Raw genomic sequence first — 18,933 nt, forward strand, 5'->3', positions numbered from 1 at the left:
CGCCAGACCCGCCGCCGCCACCCCGGCGGGCGCCCAGGGCAGCGCGTACGGCGCCAGCCCCGCCCCGAGCGCCGGGCAGCGCCGCGGACGCACCCGGTGGCCGGTGACCGGCCACACCCCGGCGCCGCCGGGAAGCCACCGTCACCAGGAAGCCACCGTCACCAGGAGGCGACCGCCATCAGGAGGCCACCGCCATCCCGCCCCGGTCCCCGGCCGTCAGCCCCAGCTCGGTGGCGAAGGCCAGGGCGGCGTCCGGCCGGACCTCGTACCAGGTGTCCTGGCCGCAGACCGTGTCGAGCAGGGTGGCGATGTCCTGTGCGCCGACCGTGCGGGCCTCGGCGGCGGCGAGGAAGGCGCGCACCGCCGTCATGGCGTCGACCTCGGTCTCCGTGCGGGCCGCCAGGTCCTCGGCGATCTCCCGGATCGCGTCGTCACCGGGCGCGACCCAGCTCATGGCCGTCTCCAGGCCGTCGTCCGGCATCTTCTCGGGGTACGGCGCGCGGGCCCAGGCGCCGTCCTGCCACCAGTAGACGAAGCCGAAGAGATTGCCGGCGGCGTCCTCCCGCAGCTCTTCCCAGGGCAGCCACTCGGGGCCGCCGTCCAGGAAGTCGATCTGCCGGCCTCCGCTGTGCGTGTGACTGCCGTCGGAGTCCTGGCCGCACAGCAGGGCCCGGCCGTCCTCGAACATCTTCAGCCGCCACCAGTAGCTGCCGCCGACGTTCCAGCACTGCAATCCCTGGTCGCTCCAGGAGAATTCGTCCCCGTCGTCCACGGCGGCCGCCACTACCGCCAGCGTCGCGGCGCGCGCCCACAGGCGCTCCGGGTGGTCCAGATCCTCGGGCACGCTCGGCCTGTGCATGGCCTCTCCCCGTTTGTCCAGCACGGCCCCGCCGACGCGGCCGCGCACCGTCCCCTGTCATCCCGCACCATAGCGACGGGCACTGACATTTCCCCATGACGAAGCCGTCACAATAATCAAGTCGTCAACAAAATCCGGCCCGTGACCCAGGCCCCCGCACCGGCCGCGCCGCACAGCGCCACCCGGATTCAGTTCAGCGACGGATCATCCGGATAGGTGGCCACCATCGCCAGCTCGTTGCGCTGGCGGCGCAGTACCGCGCGCCACAGCTGCTCCGGGTCGGGCGAGGAGACATCGCCGGGTTCGGACTCGACCACGTACCAGGCACCCTCGACCAGTTCGTCCTCCAGCTGGCCCGGCCCCCAGCCCGCGTACCCGGCGAAGATCCGCAGACTGCCCAGCACCGCCGCGAGCAGCTCCGGAGGGGCCTCCAGATCGACCAGACCGATCGCTCCGTGCACCCTGCGCCAGCCCAGCGGCTCGTCACCCGACTGCACGTCCGCCCGGTCCGCGGCCGGCACACCGGCCATCTCCGCGCCGTCGTCCTGGGGCCGGGCGCCGCTGTCCACCGACGGGACCCCGCCCTCACCGGACAGCCCGCCCGGCACCACGGCCACCCCGAGCGCCGAATCCAGCGACACCGGTCCGCCCTGGAAGACCACTCCCGGCTCACCGGCCAGCGAGGCCCAGGGCGCGAGGATGTCCGCGACGCCGACGGGGGTGGGACGGTTCAGGACCACGCCGAGGGAGCCCTCCTCGTCGTGGTCGAGGAGCAGCACCACCGCGCGGTCGAAGTTCGGATCGGCGAGCGCGGGGGTCGCGACAAGAAGCCGGCCTGTGAGCGAGGACACCTCGGTCATGGCCACATGATCCCGCACTTCTGCCCGGAGCGGGGAGTCAACGCCCGGACCCGTGCGAGAGCAGGGCAGGGCGTACGGCGGCAGCACCGGCGCACACCCTCGGCGCCGGACAGCCCATTGGGGACATTCCCCGGCAATTCCCCCAAAGGGCGATTACAGAGCAAAGACTGATCGTAGCGGAGCGTGTTGTGACAAAGCCATTACATGGTCAAAGCACGCACGGGCCTACGGGTACACCCTCCGCCGCCCTTACCATTTTGGCTTGGCCCCTGCCCGTCTCCAGGAACGCGAGATCCATGACCGTCTCTACTGACGACGTACTGCTTGTCCACGGCGGCACCCCGCTCGAGGGCGAGATCCGGGTTCGCGGCGCGAAGAACCTTGTGCCCAAGGCCATGGTCGCCGCCCTCCTCGGGAGCGGCCCCAGCCGACTGCGCAACGTGCCCGATATCCGCGACGTACGCGTGGTGCGCGGGCTGCTGCAGCTGCACGGCGTCACGGTGCGCCCGGGCGACGAGCCGGGCGAGCTGGTCCTCGACCCGTCCCACGTGGAGAGCGCCAACGTCGCGGACATCGACGCCCACGCGGGCTCCTCCCGGATCCCGATCCTGTTCTGCGGCCCGCTGCTGCACCGCCTCGGCCACGCCTTCATCCCCGGTCTGGGCGGCTGCGACATCGGCGGCCGGCCCGTGGACTTCCACTTCGACGTGCTGCGCCAGTTCGGCGCGACGATCGAGAAGCGCGCCGACGGGCAGTACCTGGAAGCCCCGCAGCGGCTGCGCGGCACCAAGATCCGGCTGCCCTACCCGTCGGTCGGCTCGACCGAGCAGGTGCTGCTGACGGCCGTCCTGGCCGAGGGCGTCACCGAGCTGTCGAACGCCGCCGTGGAACCGGAGATCGAGGACCTCATCTGCGTGCTGCAGAAGATGGGCGCGATCATCTCCATGGACACCGACCGGACGATCCGGATCACCGGTGTCGACAAACTCGACGGCTACACCCACCGCGCCCTCCCGGACCGCCTGGAGGCGGCCTCCTGGGCGTCCGCGGCGCTGGCCACCGAGGGCAACATCTACGTCCGCGGCGCGCAGCAGCGGTCGATGATGACCTTCCTCAACACCTTCCGCAAGGTCGGCGGCGCCTTCGAGATCGAGGACGAGGGCATCCGCTTCTGGCACCCGGGCGGCCTGCTCAACGCCATCGCCCTGGAGACCGACGTCCACCCCGGCTTCCAGACGGACTGGCAGCAGCCGCTGGTCGTCGCGCTGACCCAGGCGTCGGGCCTGTCGATCGTGCACGAGACGGTCTACGAGTCCCGGCTGGGCTTCACCTCCGCGCTCAACCAGATGGGCGCGCACATCCAGCTCTACCGCGAGTGCCTGGGCGGTTCCGCCTGCCGCTTCGGCCAGCGCAACTTCCTGCACTCCGCGGTCGTCTCCGGGCCCACCAAGCTGCAGGGCTCCGACCTGGTCATCCCCGACCTGCGCGGCGGCTTCTCGTACCTGATCGCGGCACTGGCGGCGCAGGGCACCTCCCGGGTGCACGGCATCGACCTGATCAACCGCGGCTACGAGAACTTCATGGAGAAGCTCGTGGAACTCGGCGCCGATGTCGAGCTGCCGAACGGCGCACTGCCCAACTGAGCGCGGACAGGGCGGCTTTCAGGCTCCGGGGCCGACGGCCCCGGAGCCGGCCATGACCGCGCCGGCTCCCCCGGGCCGCCGGGGCCGCGTGCCGTCAACAGGCGTACGGGCACGGGCCGGTGGAGAACCCGACGGCGAAGCCGAGGGCAGGCCGGATGGTCTCCGCACCTGCCCGCTCCGGTTGCCGCATGTCGATCACCCCACTCCGGAGGGCACGCCGGACAGCGGCCGCCCTTTCCGTCGCGCTCCTCACCACGCTTCTCCCCGCGGGCACCGCAGCGTCGGCCGCCGTACGGCCCTCCCGTCTCCAACAGGACGCCGACGCACTGCGGGACGCCGGCGTCACCGGCTTGTCGGCCAGACTGGAAACACCCCACGGGTTACGCACCGTCCAACGACGGCCGCCGGATCACCCTGCGGCAGCTCCTCCGGCACACCAGCGGACTGCCCGACTACCTCAAGGACGTCGTCCCGGAGCCGGGCGCGGCGGGATACCGCCACCACCGCTGGACCACCTACACCCCCGGGCAGCGCGTCGCCCTGGCCCTGCGGCACCCGCCCGCTTCCCCTCCCGGTACACGCTGGGAGTACTCCAACACCAACTACCTGCTCGCCGGCATGGTCATCAAGGCGGTCACGGGCCGCTCCTGGGAGCGGGAGGTCGCCGACGGATCGATGATCAGTACGGCGGCGGACACCGGCGGGTACTGGGGGCACGCCGGCACCGGGTTCGGCTACGTGATGTGGCCCGCCGTGACCCCGGACGGGCGGACCACCCTCACCGTCTCCACGCACAGCCGCCCCGGGGACAACGACACGGCCGTGCGCCAGATCCGGGGCGTCACCGACCTGGCCGACCACGCCCTGTGCGCCGCGCAGGACGGCCGTGACGGCCCCTTTGGCGGACGTGGACCCGGCGGACCCCCCGTTCACCCGGGCCGCTGATCCCGGGCGGGCACAGGCCGCCTCACGGGCACCGGAAGGCCAACGGGGGCTCAGGCCCGGGCCGCACGGCTCCCGCGCTCCCCCTCCGAACGCAAAAAGGCGGCCACCCCTGGAAGGGATGGCCGCCCTGTCATGCCGTGCTGAGGGTGTTACTTACCCTTGGCGGCTTCCTTGAGCTTGGAGCCCGCGGAGACCTTCACGCTGTAGCCGGCCGGGATCTGGATCGGGTCGCCGGTCTGCGGGTTGCGCGCGGTGCGAGCGGCACGGTGGGTGCGCTCGAAGGTCAGGAAGCCGGGGATGGTGACCTTCTCGTCGCCCTTGGCGACGACCTCGCCGGTCACCTCGGCGAGGGCGGCCAGAACGGCGTCGGCGTCCTTGCGGGTCACCTCGGCGCGATCGGCCAGAGCGGCCACCAGCTCACTGCGGTTCATGTTTGTACTCCCGTGTTCTTCTTGCCAATGAGGCGTGAGATCGAAGCCGATGCTGCCAGGGTCCTCGGACAGTCCCCGGACCCGGGTCTGGTGCCAGACCCTCGCGCCCGATTACGCATCCTGCCCCCACCTGCGGCGGTAAAGCCAATCCGGCACCCAGGAGGGTCACACGAAAAGCGCCACTGCCTCGTTAGTGGTGACGCTCCGTATTATTCCCGCTCCGGGCCGGCCCCACAGGGCGGCGGTCGCTTGCTGCCCGCCACCCTATGGGGGCCCCAACGACGGCGTGTCCAGCGACGCGCCGTACTCAGACCGCCGTGGTGGCTGTCACAGCCGGGTCGCCGCTCTTCGCGGCCTCCCGGACGGCACCGGCCACCGCGCCCGCGACCTTCTCGTTGAAGACGCTGGGGATGATGTAGTTCGGGTTGACCTCGTCCTCCAGGACGACGTCCGCGAGGGCTCCGGCCGCGGCCAGCATCATCTCGGTGTTCACCGTACGGGAGTGGGCGTCCAGGAGCCCTCGGAAGACTCCGGGGAAGACCAGGACGTTGTTGATCTGGTTCGGGAAGTCGGAGCGGCCGGTGGCCACGACGGCGGCGGTCTGCCGGGCGAGGGCCGGGTCGACCTCCGGGTCGGGGTTGGCGAGTGCGAACACGATCGCGCCTTCGGCCATCCTCGCGACATCGTCGCCGTCCAGGACGTTGGGGGCGGAGACGCCGATGAAGACGTCCGCGCCGACCACGGCCTCCTTGAGGGTGCCGGTGACGCCCTCGGGGTTGGTGTTGTCGGCGATCCAGCGCAGCGGCGAGTCCGGGTCGGCGTCGACCAGGTCGGTGCGGCCGGCGTGCACCACACCGTGGATGTCGGCGACGACGGCGTGCCGGACACCGGCGGCGATCAGCAGCTTGAGGATGGCGGTGCCGGCCGCGCCGGCGCCGGACATCACGACCCGGACGTCGTCGATCTTCTTGCCGACGACACGCAGCGCGTTGGTGAGCGCGGCGAGCACCACGATGGCGGTGCCGTGCTGGTCGTCGTGGAAGACCGGGATGTCCAGGGCCTCGCGCAGCCGTGCCTCGATCTCGAAGCAGCGGGGGGCGGAGATGTCCTCCAGGTTGATGCCGGCGAAGCCGGGGGCGATGGCCTTGACGATCTCCACGATCGCGTCGGTGTCCTGGGTGTCCAGGCACAGCGGCCAGGCGTCGATGCCGGCGAAGCGCTTGAAGAGGGCCGCCTTGCCCTCCATGACGGGCAGCGCGGCCTTGGGACCGATGTTGCCGAGGCCGAGGACGGCGGAGCCGTCGGTGACGACCGCGACGCTGTTGCGTTTGATGGTCAGCCGGCGGGCGTCCTCGGGGTTGTCGGCGATGGCCTGGCACACACGGGCGACGCCCGGGGTGTAGATCATCGACAGGTCGTCACGGTTGCGGATGGGGTGCTTCGACGACATCTCGATCTTGCCGCCGAGGTGCATCAGGAACGTACGGTCGGAGACCTTGCCGAGCGAGACGCCCTCGATGGTGCGCAGCTGCTGGACGATCTCGTCGGCGTGGGCCGTGGAGGTCGCCGCGATGGTGACGTCGATGCGGAGCTTTTCGTGTCCGGACGCAGTGACGTCGAGGCCGGTCACCGAGCCTCCGTGGGACTCGACGGCCGTGGTGAGCTGGGAGACCGCGGTTCCGCTCGCGGGCACCTCCAGCCGGACCGTCATCGAGTAGGAGACGCTGGGCGCCGTTGCCATGGCCGACTTCCTCTGCTTTCACCGTGTGGCTGAATTTGCCGTCCGATCGTCGCACCTACCGCGGAGTACGCGGTAGCCGCCCGGCATTGAGAACGTTTTGTTCGCGGGCGGCGGCTACTTCGGAAAACGACTTCCACCATACGAGATATTGCGGCCACAGTAAAAGACCAACAGCAAAGAGGCCCACGTCACCGGGTGACGTGGGCCTCTCCTGCGTTCAGCGGCACCGACCCGCCATGCTCGCCTCGCGGCAAGTGGTCGCTCGTAGCGACGATGGTTGGGCCCGGGGGCTTGGATCGAGCCGGTGCCGTCACCCAGGCTAACAAACCATCCCCGGAAGCGAATCCCGTCCCGGGGGGCCGATTTCAAGACCCCTCGGACGGCGGCGCGCACGCCCGGCGCGGGCCGCCGTCCGGGTGTCGGCACGGCCTGCGGGACGGTTCAGTCCCGCAGCAGGTCGGGCACTCCGGCCGCGTCCGGCTCGTCCCGTTCGGCCGAGAGCACGGTCAGCTGCTGGGTGGCCCGGGTCAGCGCCACGTACAGGACCCGCAGGCCGGCCGGGGACTCGTCGGCGATCTCGGCCGGTGAGACCACCAGCGTCGCGTCGTACTCCAGCCCCTTGGCCTCCAGTGAGCCCAGCGCCACCACCCGGTCGCCGAGCTGTGCCAGCCAACGGCGGGCCTGCGCACGGCGGTTCATGGCCACCACGACGCCGACCGTGCCGTCCACCTCGCCCAGCAGCCGCTCCGCCTCGGCCACCGTGGCCTGCGCCAGCGCCGTGTCGTCGCCGGACCGGGCCCGCCCGTTCCCGGTCCCGTTCCCGGTCCCGTTCCCGTCCGCGACGAGCGCGAAGCGGGGCTCCAAACCCGTGGAGCGGACCGCCTTCGGGGACGCCATACCGGGCATCGCCAGCGCCAGCACCCGGGCGGCCAGTTCGGCGATCTCCGCGGGGTTGCGGTAGTTCACGGTGAGGGTGAAGCGGCGGCGCGGGCGGGTGCCGAGCGCCTCGTCGCGGGCGACGGCGGCCTCGTCCGGGTCGGACCAGGAGGACTGCGCGGGGTCGCCGACGACCGTCCAGGTCGCGTGCCGGCCGCGGCGGCCGACCATCCGCCACTGCATGGGCGTCAGGTCCTGCGCCTCGTCGACGATGACATGGGCGTAGTCGGTGCGCTCCTCCTCCAGCCGTTCGCGCCGGCTGCGGCCGCCGCCCATGCGGTCCGCGTGGGTGGTCAGCTCCTCCAGGCCGGTCAGGTGGTCCAGCGGATCGGCCTCGCGCGGGCGGGGCGGACGCATCGGGGCACCCAGGACCATCTGGAGCTCGTCCAGCAGCGCGACATCGTGCACCGACAGCGGGCCGTGGCCGCCGCGGTCCAGCCGCTGCAGCGAGCGGGCCAGTTGGCGTACCTCGCGCGGGTTGAGGAGACGGCGTGCCCAGCGGCCGAGCAGACGCTCGTCGGCCATGGCGGCCAGCACCCCGCGCGGGGTCAGCTCGGGCCACCAGGCGTCCAGGAACTCCTGGAAGTCGGGCTCGGTGGTGATGTCCTCGTCGAAGCCCTCGCGGGCCTCGGCGGCGAGTTCGGGGTCGGTGTAGCGGCGCGCGGCGCCCGACTTGGTCCACAGGGCGTCCAGGATCAGCCGGCGGGCCCGCGGGCGCAGCAGGTTGACCGGTGCGGTGCCGCCGAGCGCGGACTGCCGGATGGCACGCAGCTCGTCGGCGTCCAGCTCGATCCGGCCGCCGAACGCGACGACCCGCAGATGGGCGGGCGGGCCCGCGGCGGGCTGGGCGGGACGCGGGGCTCTGTGGCGTCTCCTGCGGCTCCCGTTGGCGGCCGCGTCCCGTTCGCTGTCGTCCCCGGACGCCTCGAAGAGGTCCTCCAGGGACAGCTGGGCGTCCCCGTCGGGGGCCCCTCCCCCGTTCGACCCGTTCGCCGCGGCCGTGGCGGCCTCCCGGCCGGTGTGCGGTGCGCCCGGCGCGGCCAGCTCCAGCGCGCCGCGGGCCGCCTTGCGCAGCAGCTTCTGCATCCGCGACGAGCCCTTGATACGGGACACCGCCGGCGGGTCGTAGGCGGTCGCCTCGGCGCCGTCCACGAGCGAGCCGAGTGCCCGGATGGCGACCTGGCCCTCCTCGCCCAACGACGGCAGCACGCCTTCGGTGTACGCGACCAGCAGCGGGGTCGGGGAGACGATCAGGATGCCGCCCGCGTAGCGGCGGCGGTCCTGGTAGAGGAGGTAGGCGGCGCGGTGCAGGGCGACCGCGGTCTTGCCCGTGCCGGGCCCGCCCTCGACCTCGGTGACGGAGGCGGCGGGCGCCCGGATCACCTTGTCCTGCTCGGCCTGGATGGAGGCGACGATGTCCCGCATGGTGTGGCTGCGGGCCCGGCCCAGCGCGGCCATCAGCGCGCCGTCACCGATCGCCGGCAGCTCCTCGCCGTCCAGCGTCGCGGTGACCTCCGGACGCATCAGATCGTCCTCGACGCCGAGGACCTTACGGCCCTTGGAGCGGATCACCCGCCGGCGGACGACCCGGCCGGGGGCGACCGGGGTGGCCCGGTAGAAGGGGGCGGCGGCCGGCGCCCGCCAGTCGATGACCAGCGGGGAGTAGTCCGCGTCGAGGACGCCGAGACGCCCGATGTGCAGCGTCTCGGCGATCGTGGCGCGGCCGTCCTCGATCGCGCCGTCGGCGGGTTCGACGGAGGTGAAGGCGCCGTCCGGGCCCTTCTTGCCGTCCTTGCCGAGGAGCAGGTCGATCCGGCCGAAGAGGAAGTCCTCGTACTCGGAATTCAGGCGGTGGAGATGGACGCCGGCCTGGAAGACCTGGGCGTCACGCTCGGCGAGTGCGCCGGGCGTGCCGACCTGGCCGCGCTTGGCGGCGTCGTCCATCAGGAACTCTGCCTCGTGGATCTTCTCCTCAAGGCGCCGGTAGACACGGTCCAGATGCGTCTGCTCGGCCTCGATCTCGCGGTCGCGTACGGAATCCGAAGCGTGATCCGGTGCGTGCGTGGCGTTGTGCGCGGCCACCCAGGCCCCCTTCTGCTGTGCGTAGGGCAGCCGTCAACCGTACGCGAACCAGGCACCGCGCGCACCTGGTGAAAGGGACAAAGACGGGCGAGTTTGGACGGATGTCGATTCTGGGCGCTACGTCGGGTGTGCCCGGTCGGGGTTGTGCCGGTCGGAAAGGCATGGCGGTCCTTGACCGGCGCCCGCACCGTGTGGGGCCGGGGCGCCGGTCCTGGCACCCCGGATGCTCAGGCCTTCACCGTGGCCAGCCGCTTGCCGTCCAGCGTGTTGATCTCGAAGTGGTCGATGTCGCCGCGGTTGAGGGCCGCTCCGCCCGTCGCGTAGAGGGGCTCGCGGTTCCACTTCGCGGCGCTGCCCGGGATGCCGTAGCCGCCCTTGGGGACCGCCCAGGTGGTGACGGTCTGCCGCTTGCCGTCCTTGCCGACGGCGACCAGGTCGCAGCTCAGCGGCCCCTTGACGTTGGCGAGTTCGAGGACGACCTGGGTGCCCCAGGGCCGGGCGGCCATGGAGACGCCCGCCGAGACCTTGGTGTCCGGGTCGGTGGAGGTCACCTTCTCGCCCGCGGCGTACTGGGCCCGGACGGCGTTCGCCAGCGGCGGCGTCGGCGCCTCGCCCCCCTCCCCCTTGAGGGAGAAGGTGGCGAGCGGCCCGCCGACGATCAGCACGACGGCCGCGGCGACCAGGAACAGCCGGCGCCGGCCGCGGCCGCGGCGGGTGGCGTGGACCTCGTCGAGCAGTCCGTCCAGCACCCGGGGCCCGGGGACGGCCGTGATCGTCTGCGGGGTGGGCGCGGACTGTTTGAACTCGGCGAGCACCGGCGTCAGCGCCATCAGCTCCTCGAGTTCGGCCGCACACCGGTCACAGCCGACGAGATGCGCCTCGAACCGTTCCGTGTCGGCGGCGTCCAGGACGCCCAGCGCATAGGCGCCGACGTCGCTGTGCCGGTCCGGCTGCGTGGGCGGGATCACTCCGTCACTCCTCGTTCCTCGAGTGAGAGCTTCAGGGAGCGCAGCGCGTAGAACACCCGGGACCGCACGGTTCCGGCCGGCACGCGCAGCACCTCCGCTGCCTCGCTGACCGTACGTTCCTTGAAGTACGTCTCGACGAGGGCCTCTCGGTGGGCCTGGCTCAGGTCGCTCAGCGCCTCGGAGATCGTCATCAGGCGCAGCGCCCGGTCGATCACATCGGCGGCGGGCATGGTCTCCAGCGGGGTCGCGTCGACCTCTTGGGGCCGGGCCTTTCGGCTGCGGTGCCCGTCGATCACGATCCGCCGGGCAACCGTAACCAGCCAGGGCCGGATCGAGCCGGTCGCCCGTTGCAACTGGTCGGCGTTGCGCCAGGCGCGCACCAGCGTCTCCTGCACCACGTCCTCCGCGCGATGCCGGTCGCCCGCCACCAATCGCAGGACGAAGGCGAGAAGCGGGCCCGCATGATCGTCGTAGAGGGCTCGCATGAGCTCCTCTTCAGGTGTCGTCCTGTCTGCCACGACGGCATCCTTACGCACTCCAACTCCCGGGTCGATAGCCCAGATCGCCCAAGATCGACGGGGACCCTGCCATGAATCGGACTTGCGGTGAGGAGTACGGACGGGACGGACGGGGCGTTCAGCGTCCGGCGGAAAAGTTTTCCGCCCTGGTGACGGGGTCCGCGACGGGGCCGCCGGACTGCTCCCGGCGCACCGTCGTCCGCCTCCGGTGCCGCGCCACCCGCTCCCGGTTGCCGCACACTTCGCTGGAGCACCAACGACGGCGGCGGCCCCGCGAGGTGTCCAGGTAGACCAGGGTGCAGCTCTCGCCCTCGCACTGCCGCAGCTGGGCGCGCGCCGCCGCGTCGGTCAGCAGCCCGATCGCGTCCCGGGCGACCGCGGCCAGCAGTCCGGCGCATTCGGGCGGGCCGGGGAGGGCCCGGGCCAGGGTGCCGTCCGGGGCCCGTACGGCGCGGACGGCGGGCGGCTGCCCGGCGGCGGCCGCGGAGTTGAGCAGGGCCAGATCGGCCTCGGCCGCCCCGCCCCGCAGCTCGTCGTGCACGACCCGGAGCAGCAGCTCCCGCAGCCCGCGGAAGCGGCCGACCCAGCGCCCGTCGACGCCGTCCAGCGGGGTGCCGTGCGGCACCAGGCCCGCGCCGGTCAGCCAGGCCCGCAACTGGTCCGGGCCGGCGAGGCGTTCGGCGGCGGCGCCGTCCGCGGTGGCCGCCAGGTCCAGGCAGATCCGCCCGCAGTCGAACCGCAGCTCACAAGGCGCCGACATGTGCCTGTCACTCCTTAGGGACCAAACGTGTGTGCTCCCAGAGTGCCCGGCCCGCGGTCCGGCCGGAACCCTCCGGAGGCGGCCACTCCGCGCACCCACACCATGGGGACACGCACTCCCAGGCCACGCAAACACTGCGAGTAGACGCTGCGCGTATACATCTGATGTATAGTCCGGCGCGCGGCGCTCCACGGGCCTTCCGCACCGGTCCGCCGCATGCTTGGAGCGTGTCCCGGTCCGCCGGACAGCCCCCGAGCGCCTCAGCCCCTCCAGGACGAAGGTCTCCATGTCGCGCAAGTCTTTGCTCACGAACCGCGCCAGCCTCACCCACAAGATCGGCTACGCGCTCCGCCACCCGGACCGGATCACTCCGTACGTCAGGCGCACCGCCCGCGACACCTGGCTGCGCCTCAAGCACCCCGGCCATGTGGCCTACTACCGGGCGGTGATGGCCTCCGACACCGGCCGCAATCCGGAGGCCGCGGTCGGCAGCCGCAGCCATGAGCGCTGGCTGGCACTGGGCGAGATGCAGTTCGACTACCTGGCCGACCACGGTCTGAAGCCCAGCCACCGGATGCTGGACATCGGCTGCGGCAATCTGCGCGCCGGCTGGCGCTTCATCGCCTACCTGGACACCGGCAACTACTACGGCATCGACATCTCACCGGACATCCTGATCTCCGCGAAGCAGACCCTGACCACCTACGAACTCCAGGACAAACTGCCGCACTTGACGATCACGCAGGACCTGAAGCTGGACTTCCTGCCGTCCGCCCACTTCGATGTCGTCCACGCGCACAGCGTCTTCTCGCACTCACCGCTCGACGTCATCGACGAGTGCCTCGCCCATGTCGGCCGGATCCTGGCCCCCGGCGGCTTCTTCGACTTCACCTTCGACCGCACCGAGGGCGCCGAACACCAGGTGCTGCGCGAGGACTTCTACTACCGGACCGAGACCCTGCTCCAGCTGGCCCGCAAGCACGGCCTGGAGGCGCGCTTCATGGACGACTGGGAGACGCGCAAGCACGGCCAGTCGAAGATCCGCGTCAACAACCCGCAGTAGGGCGCGTCTTGGGGACCCCGGTAAACGGGCCCGGCCCCGCCCCGCCCCGCCCCGGCCCGCCCCGGCCCCGCTATTCCCCGCCGTACTTGTCCGTGTCCGCATGCGGGTCCAACGACAGCCGGTAGCCGCGCTTGACGACCGTCTGGATCAGCTTGGGTGCGCCCAGCGCCACCCGCAGCCGGGCCATCGCGGTCTCCACCGCATGCTCGTCCCGGCCCGCGCCGGGCAGGGCGCGCAGCAGATCCGCACGGGAGACCACCCAGCCGGGACGGCGGGCCAGGGCGCGCAGCAGCGCCATCCCGGCCGGCGGCACCGGCCGCAGCGCCCCGTCCAGCACGACGGCGTGCCCACGGATCTCCAGCCGCCGCCCGGCCACCGGCAACATCTCCACCCGGCCCGGCAGTTCACGGCACAGCAGCTGCACCAGCGGCCCGAGCCGGAAGCGCTCCGGCTGGAGCGTGGGCACGTCCTCCGCCTGCAGCGGCAGCGCGGTCACCGGCCCCACGCACACCGGCAGCACGTCCTGCCGCAACGCCGCCAGCACCTCCTCGCGGATACCGCGCTCCCCGGCCCGGCGCAGCAGCGACGCCGCGGCCGGCGCGCTGGTGAAGGTCACCGCGTCCAGCCCGCGCCCGGTCACCGCGTCCAGCAGCCGGTCGACCGGACCGATGTCCTCCGGCGGCATCCAGCGGTACACCGGGACGCCGACGACCTCCGCACCGTCGGCCCGCAGCGCCTCGACGAACCCCGGCAGCGGCTCCCCGTGCAGCTGGAGGGCCACCCGCCGCCCGGCGACGCCCTCCGCCAGCAGCCGGTCCAGCACCTCGGCCATCGACTCGGAGGCCGGTGACCACTTCTCGGTCAGCCCGGCGGCCCGGATGGCACCCCGCACCTTGGGCCCGCGCGCCAGCAGCTCCACCCCGGTCAGCCGGTCCAGCAGCGCCTCGCCCAGGCCCCAGCCCTCCGCGGCCTCGATCCAGCCGCGGAAGCCGATCGCGGTGGTGGCCACGACAATGTCCGGGGCGTGCTCGATCAGGTCCCGGGTCACCGCGAGCAGCTCGGTGTCGTCCGGCAGCGGAACGATGCGCAGGGCGGGGGCATGCAGCACCTGGGCGCCGCGCCGTTCCAGCAGCGCGCCCAGCTCCTCCGCCCGCCGGGCCGCGGTCACCCCGACGGTGAACCCCTCCAGCGGCCGGACGGCCGGCCTCGGGTCCGGCTTCGGGTCCGGCCCCGTGTCCGGTCCCCGCTCGGATGCCGTCCGCTCCTGCTCGCTGTGCTCCTGCTGTTGTTCGTGCATGGTCGTCCCGCTCCGCCCAGAGTGGTGTGGTGCCCTGTGCTTCCGTACCGCCGCGGCTCGGGCGGCACGGAGTGCCAAGTCGCCAGCGTGCCAACGGCACGTGACAACCCCGGTCCTCCCATATTTCCCCGTGGTTACGACGCTCCGCACGCCGCCCCGTACGACCGGCCGGGTGCGGGGGGCGGCTACGGCGGCCCGGAAGCGGCCGCCGCCTGCGCCGTCCCGCTCACACCTCCGCGTACACCGGGCGCCGCCCCTCGTCCGCCGGCTCGGCCTCCGCCGCCTCCGCCGTACGCCGCGCACGGGCCGCCGGGCGCAGGTATACGGTCCAGGTCACCGCGCCGCACACCACGTAGCAGCCGAGGAACGACACGAAGGCCGGCGTGCCCGACCCCGCCACCAGGAACGACTGGCGAAAGGCGAGGTTGATGGCCAGCCCGCCGAGCGCGCCCACCGCCCCGATCAGCCCCATCGCCGCCCCGGACAGCCGCCGCCCGTAGGCCGCGGCCTCCTCCCCCGCCAGCCCCCGCCGCAGCGCCTGGGCCTGGAAGATCCCCGGGATCATCTTGTACGTGGAGCCGTTGCCCAGCCCCGTCAGCACGAACAGCGCGATGAACCCGACGAGGAACACCGGCAGCGACCGCTCCGCCGAGGCATAGATGACGACCCCGGTGGCCAGCCCCATCGCCCCGAAGTTGCCCAGGGTGATCCGGGCACCCCCGAACCGGTCCGCCAGCCGCCCCCCGACCGGCCGGATCAGCGACCCCAGCAGCGGCCCGATGAAGGTCAGCGACGCCGCCTGGAGGGGCGTGCGCGCGAACTGGTTCTGCAGCACCAGCCCGAAGGCGAAGCTGTAGCCGATGAACGACCCGAAGGTGCCGATGTACAGCAGCGACATCACCCAGGTGTGCGGCTCCCGAGCGGCGTCGAGGGCCGCCCCGGTGTCGTTCGTCACCGGCGCGAGGTTGTCCATGAACAGCGCCGCACACACCGCCGCGACCACGATCAGCGGCACATAGACGGCCAGCACGATCCGCGGATGCGCGGCCCCCGCGGTCCCGATCACCAGCAGCCCCAGCAGCTGGATCACCGGCACCCCGATGTTCCCGCCACCGGCGTTCATCCCCAGCGCCCACCCCTTCTTCCGCAGCGGATAGAAGGAGTTGATGTTGGTCATCGACGAGGCGAAGTTCCCGCCGCCGACCCCCGCCAGCGCCGCGACCAGCATGAACGTCGTGTACGAGGTGCCCGGCTCCATCACCACCGCCGCCGCCGCGGTCGGCACCAGCAGCATCGCGGCGCTGATCACCGTCCAGTTGCGCCCGCCGAACCGCGCCACCGCGAAGGTGTACGGCACCCGCAGCACCGCGCCCACCACCGTCGGCATCGCCACCAGGAAGAACTTGCTGGCCGGATCGATCCCGTACTCGGGCCCCATGAACAGCACCATCACCGACCACAGGCTCCAGATGGAGAACCCGATGTGCTCGGAGAGCACGGAGAACACCAGGTTCCGCCGCGCGACCCGCTCCCCCGACTCCCGCCAGAAGCCCTCGTCCTCCGGGTCCCAGTGCTCGATCCACCGGCCGCCCCTCCTCGGCCGGCCCTCGCCACGACTGCCGGCGGGGGTCTCGTCAGGGCTCTCGCTACGGGTCTCTGCTGCCGCGGCCGTCATCGCGCCTCCCAGGGTTCAGGTCCTGCTCACTGACGCTAGGGATGGCGGGTTTCCATACCGTGCCGCCCGGTGACACGGACGAAACCTTGCACTCACGGGGTGTGGCGACGGGTGGTGAGGCGGCCCGGACGCCCGTGCGGGTGCGATCTGCACACTTCCGCGGCGACGGTCGCGTTGCGTAACTATGCTGCCGCGCCAGGCGACCCGTACTCCTGGTGAGTACGGGCGCACACACGGTCACCGACGCCCAACTACGGGGAGTGGAAGGCCATGCAGCCGCGAAAGAAGCCCAGGAACCGGCACTCCGCAGCCATGGAAGTCATCGGCGCCCAACTGGCGATGTTCCGCATCAACGCCGGACTCACCCAACGCGCCCTCGGGGAACGCACCACCGCCTCCGAGGAGACCATCGCCTCCATCGAACAGGGCAGGCGGGCCCTGATGCCGCATCTGGCGTCCGAGTTCGACCAACTCCTGCGTACGGGCGGTGCGTTGGCGACGGGGGTGGGGAAGCTGCCACCGAAGGACAAATATCCGATCTGGGCGGAGGACTTCATCGCCTATGAGCAGCAGGCCCTCGCGCTCTCCTGGTTCGAGTACGGGGTACTCCCCGGCCTGCTCCAGACCGAGGACTACGCCCGTGCCACCTTCCGCAGCAAGATCCCGCTCCTCGACGAGGAGACAGTGGAGCGGCGGGTCGCGGGGCGGCTGGAGCGCCAGCAGATCCTCCACAGGGACAAGCCCCTCATCGCGAGCTTCGTCATCTCGGAGGCCATCGTGGCCGGCAATCTCGGGGGCCGGGAGGTCATGCGGGCCCAGCTTTCCCACCTGCGGAGCTGCGCGGACCTCAATGGCGTCTCCATTCAGGTCCTGCCGCTGAGCCGCGAGCACCACGCCGGTCTCGACGGTCAGTTCGTGGTGCTGGAAACCGCAGATCATCAGCACCTGGCCTACACCGAGGCGCAGCGCAGCAGTGAGCTGATTTCGGACCCGGATGAGGTCAGCATCCTCGCTCAGAAGTATGGAATGCTGCGAATGCAGGCCCTCAACGCCGAAGAGACCGTGGGTCTGCTGGAGCGGCTGCTAGGAGAGCGATGACCCACCTGACATGGTTCAAGTCGAGCTACAGCGGCAGCGAGGGCGGCGCTTGCCTCGAAGTGGCTTACGTCTGGCACAAGTCCAGCTACAGCAGCGACGAAGGCGGCAACTGCCTCGAAGTCGCCTACGACTGGCACAAGTCCAGCCACAGCGGCGACGAGGGCGGTGCCTGCGTCGAGGTGGCCGCCCACCCCGCCACCGTCCACGTCCGGGACTCCAAGGACCCCCAGGGCCCGCACCTCGACGTCTCGCCGCGTGCCTGGGCCGCGTTCACCTCGTTCGCCGCACGTAGCGGCGCCGCCGCCCCAACGGCGCCGTAAGCGGGGCTACTCGGCGGCTTCCCGCGGCGGGCCCATCCAGATCGTGTCCGCGCAGATGTTCATCTGCAGGCGCTTGCCCTTCTCGTCCCGGGCCACGACCGCGTGCCCGTCCGTGGAGTCGCGCGGCGCGGACACCACGGCGATGTCGTTGGTGACGGCTATGGGTTCGCTCAACAGCGCGTCCTTGGGGCAGTCCCGGTAGCGCAGGCCGGCGGTGACCGTGGCGCCGCGCCGCAGGTCTATCGGCAGGGCCCGGCCATGCCCTTGGGCATCGGACTGGGGCCCCTTGCCGAGATGCACCGCAACGGTCGGGAAGCCGCGGAACACACACGGGTCCGAACCCTTGTTGACGACGGACAGCCGGGCTTCGCGGTGCTGCGTGCGCGGCTTCTTCTTCAGGACGGTGAGCTTCCACCCCAGACCCTTGGTCGTGCAGCTGGCGTGCAGCGCCGCCATCCGCGGGGAGCCGCAGCCGGTCAGGGCCAGGCACGCCGTGACGGTCAAGGTCAGCGCGGCCGCCGCGGCCGCGAGAAGTGCACGCCGTTGCACAGCTCTCCCTGTTCGTTCCACATAAGATTCCCTGCCGTTAAGGAAAGGTTTTCACGCGCCCGTGGTTGCCTGTGCGGGGCTACTTTCTGCGTGCGTCGCGCGGCACCGGGCCGTCACCCGTGCACGCCCATCGCCCGCGCATCCGCCTCCGGGAGCCACCATGCGCTCCCGGGCGGCGCCAGCCAGTCGTGCCGATCGGCCCGTTCCCGTGCGGCGGCCCGCAAGGCGTCCAGCCCCGGATGCCGCAGTCCGCGCCGCCACACCAGGGACACCGGCGAGAGCGGTACGGGGTCGACGAGCGGCCGCAGCACCATCCCCGGTACGTCCATGAACTCCACGCTGGCCAATACGGACCACCCCCGCTTGCGCACCACCCGTATGAACTCCTGCGAGCCCTCGATCTCCGGGAACGGCTCGGCCGTCGCGATCCCGCGGCCCGCGAAGAGCCGCTCGGCCAGGTCCGTCCACTCCACGGTCTGCGGATTGCCGGCGGCCGCGTAGAGCGTCTCGCCGGCCAGGTCCGCGAGCGGGACGGCGGGCCGTGCGGCCAGCGGATGATCGTCGCGCAGCAGGACCGCCATCGGCTCCAGACGGACCGGCTGATGGTCGAGACCGGCGCGTACGTCGGGCGGCAGCGCCGCGATGCGGCCGAAGGAGACATCGAGCCGTCCGGCCGCCATCTCGGCCGCCGCACCGGTCAGCCCGCTGTGGAAGCGGGCGACCAGCTCACAGCTGTCCGGCACCCGGTCCCGGGCCGCCTCCAGCACCGCGTGGGCGGTGCCGATCGGGACGCTCACATCGACCAGCAGCGGCCGCTCCGGCGCGGCCCGGAAGGCGGCGGCCAGCTCGTCCTGCGCGGCCAACACCCGCTGTGCGTACGGCAGCAGCCGCTCCCCGTCCGCCGTCAGCGCGACCCGGCGGGTGCTCCGTACGAACAGCGTGGCGCCCAACTCCCGCTCCAGCCGCCGGATATCGCGGCTCAGCGCCTGCTGGGCGACGTACAGCCGGGCGGCGGCCCGGGTGAAGTGCAGCTCCTCGGCGACGGCGGTGAACGCCCGCAGCAGTCGCGGATCGATGTCGTACGGCATCGGGCCATCCTGGCAGCAACCGCGCGACGGCAGCCCTCGCCCCATTGACAACCCAGCCGCGTAAATGGGCGCCGAGCAGGTGTTGGACGGGCGAGGGGCC

General features: G+C 71.9%; 17 protein-coding genes and 1 pseudogene. 6 read left to right on the forward strand and 12 right to left on the reverse strand.

What is annotated here, in order from left to right; all coding sequences use genetic code 11:
* Positions 1-178: 178 nt before the first annotated feature.
* Both NUT86_RS16100 and NUT86_RS16105 read right to left on the reverse strand, forming a co-directional pair.
* Positions 179-859, reverse strand: a complete 681-nt coding sequence (locus NUT86_RS16100; RefSeq protein ID WP_026169909.1) for a hypothetical protein — start codon at positions 857-859, stop codon at positions 179-181.
* A 188-nt stretch (positions 860-1,047) separates the two neighbouring features.
* Positions 1,048-1,719, reverse strand: a complete 672-nt coding sequence (locus NUT86_RS16105) for a YqgE/AlgH family protein (RefSeq protein WP_109890073.1) — start codon at positions 1,717-1,719, stop codon at positions 1,048-1,050.
* Positions 1,720-2,015: 296 nt separating this feature from the next.
* On the opposite strand from NUT86_RS16105, the gene murA reads away from it, so the two are divergent.
* From murA to NUT86_RS16120, 3 genes and pseudogenes are all read left to right on the forward strand, one after another.
* On the forward strand, positions 2,016-3,362 hold the full coding sequence (gene murA / locus NUT86_RS16110) for a UDP-N-acetylglucosamine 1-carboxyvinyltransferase (RefSeq protein ID WP_018091261.1): 1,347 nt from the start codon (positions 2,016-2,018) through the stop codon (positions 3,360-3,362).
* 444 nt (positions 3,363-3,806) lie between these two features.
* Positions 3,807-3,968 (forward strand): annotated as a pseudogene (locus NUT86_RS16115) (serine hydrolase); the annotation flags it as partial.
* 12 nt (positions 3,969-3,980) lie between these two features.
* Positions 3,981-4,307, forward strand: coding sequence for a hypothetical protein (locus NUT86_RS16120; RefSeq protein WP_274735919.1), 327 nt, complete (start codon positions 3,981-3,983; stop codon positions 4,305-4,307).
* A 149-nt stretch (positions 4,308-4,456) separates the two neighbouring features.
* On the opposite strand, the gene NUT86_RS16125 is transcribed toward NUT86_RS16120, so the two are convergent.
* The 6 genes from NUT86_RS16125 to NUT86_RS16150 all read right to left on the reverse strand — a co-directional run bounded on the left by NUT86_RS16125 (position 4,457) and on the right by NUT86_RS16150 (position 11,743).
* Positions 4,457-4,738: an HU family DNA-binding protein gene (locus NUT86_RS16125; protein ID WP_006605312.1), complete on the reverse strand. Its 282-nt coding sequence runs from the start codon at positions 4,736-4,738 to the stop codon at positions 4,457-4,459.
* 307 nt (positions 4,739-5,045) lie between these two features.
* Positions 5,046-6,479, reverse strand: a complete 1,434-nt coding sequence (locus NUT86_RS16130; protein ID WP_018091259.1) for an NAD-dependent malic enzyme — start codon at positions 6,477-6,479, stop codon at positions 5,046-5,048.
* A gap of 441 nt (positions 6,480-6,920) precedes the next feature.
* Positions 6,921-9,497 carry a HelD family protein gene (locus NUT86_RS16135; RefSeq protein WP_274735926.1) on the reverse strand — a complete coding sequence of 859 codons (2,577 nt, stop codon included), beginning with the start codon at positions 9,495-9,497 and terminating at the stop codon, positions 6,921-6,923.
* A gap of 227 nt (positions 9,498-9,724) precedes the next feature.
* Complete coding sequence (locus NUT86_RS16140; RefSeq protein ID WP_274735928.1) at positions 9,725-10,465, reverse strand: anti-sigma factor family protein; 741 nt, start codon at positions 10,463-10,465, stop codon at positions 9,725-9,727.
* Entirely contained in the window at positions 10,462-11,001 is a 540-nt protein-coding gene (locus NUT86_RS16145) for a sigma-70 family RNA polymerase sigma factor (RefSeq protein ID WP_093646547.1), read from the reverse strand. Before NUT86_RS16145 ends, NUT86_RS16140 begins: the two co-directional genes overlap by 4 nt.
* A gap of 100 nt (positions 11,002-11,101) precedes the next feature.
* On the reverse strand, positions 11,102-11,743 hold the full coding sequence (locus NUT86_RS16150) for a CGNR zinc finger domain-containing protein (protein WP_274735930.1): 642 nt from the start codon (positions 11,741-11,743) through the stop codon (positions 11,102-11,104).
* A 286-nt stretch (positions 11,744-12,029) separates the two neighbouring features.
* On the opposite strand from NUT86_RS16150, the gene NUT86_RS16155 reads away from it, so the two are divergent.
* Positions 12,030-12,806 carry a class I SAM-dependent methyltransferase gene (locus NUT86_RS16155; protein WP_274735932.1) on the forward strand — a complete coding sequence of 259 codons (777 nt, stop codon included), beginning with the start codon at positions 12,030-12,032 and terminating at the stop codon, positions 12,804-12,806.
* 70 nt (positions 12,807-12,876) lie between these two features.
* On the opposite strand, the gene NUT86_RS16160 is transcribed toward NUT86_RS16155, so the two are convergent.
* Positions 12,877-14,103, reverse strand: a complete 1,227-nt coding sequence (locus NUT86_RS16160; protein ID WP_274735934.1) for a uroporphyrinogen-III synthase — start codon at positions 14,101-14,103, stop codon at positions 12,877-12,879.
* A 226-nt stretch (positions 14,104-14,329) separates the two neighbouring features.
* On the reverse strand, positions 14,330-15,778 hold the full coding sequence (locus NUT86_RS16165; protein ID WP_266449706.1) for a nitrate/nitrite transporter: 1,449 nt from the start codon (positions 15,776-15,778) through the stop codon (positions 14,330-14,332).
* Between the two features lie 270 nt (positions 15,779-16,048).
* Between NUT86_RS16165 and NUT86_RS16170 the strand changes: the two genes are divergently transcribed.
* On the forward strand, positions 16,049-16,876 hold the full coding sequence (locus NUT86_RS16170) for a helix-turn-helix domain-containing protein (protein WP_274735936.1): 828 nt from the start codon (positions 16,049-16,051) through the stop codon (positions 16,874-16,876).
* Positions 16,873-17,196: a DUF397 domain-containing protein gene (locus tag NUT86_RS16175; protein ID WP_274735938.1), complete on the forward strand. Its 324-nt coding sequence runs from the start codon at positions 16,873-16,875 to the stop codon at positions 17,194-17,196. The genes NUT86_RS16170 and NUT86_RS16175 overlap by 4 nt, the downstream gene beginning before the upstream one ends.
* Positions 17,197-17,202: 6 nt before the next feature.
* Here NUT86_RS16175 and NUT86_RS16180 read toward each other — a convergent pair whose 3' ends face one another.
* Together NUT86_RS16180 and NUT86_RS16185 are read right to left on the reverse strand one after the other, a co-directional pair.
* Positions 17,203-17,745 carry a DUF4232 domain-containing protein gene (locus NUT86_RS16180; protein WP_109890087.1) on the reverse strand — a complete coding sequence of 181 codons (543 nt, stop codon included), beginning with the start codon at positions 17,743-17,745 and terminating at the stop codon, positions 17,203-17,205.
* A gap of 113 nt (positions 17,746-17,858) precedes the next feature.
* On the reverse strand, positions 17,859-18,833 hold the full coding sequence (locus NUT86_RS16185) for a LysR family transcriptional regulator (protein ID WP_274735941.1): 975 nt from the start codon (positions 18,831-18,833) through the stop codon (positions 17,859-17,861).
* Between the last annotated feature and the right edge of the window lie 100 nt (positions 18,834-18,933).

Source organism: Streptomyces sp. G7(2002), from assembly GCF_028870195.1.
Classification (GTDB): Bacteria; Actinomycetota; Actinomycetes; order Streptomycetales; family Streptomycetaceae; genus Streptomyces; species Streptomyces nigrescens.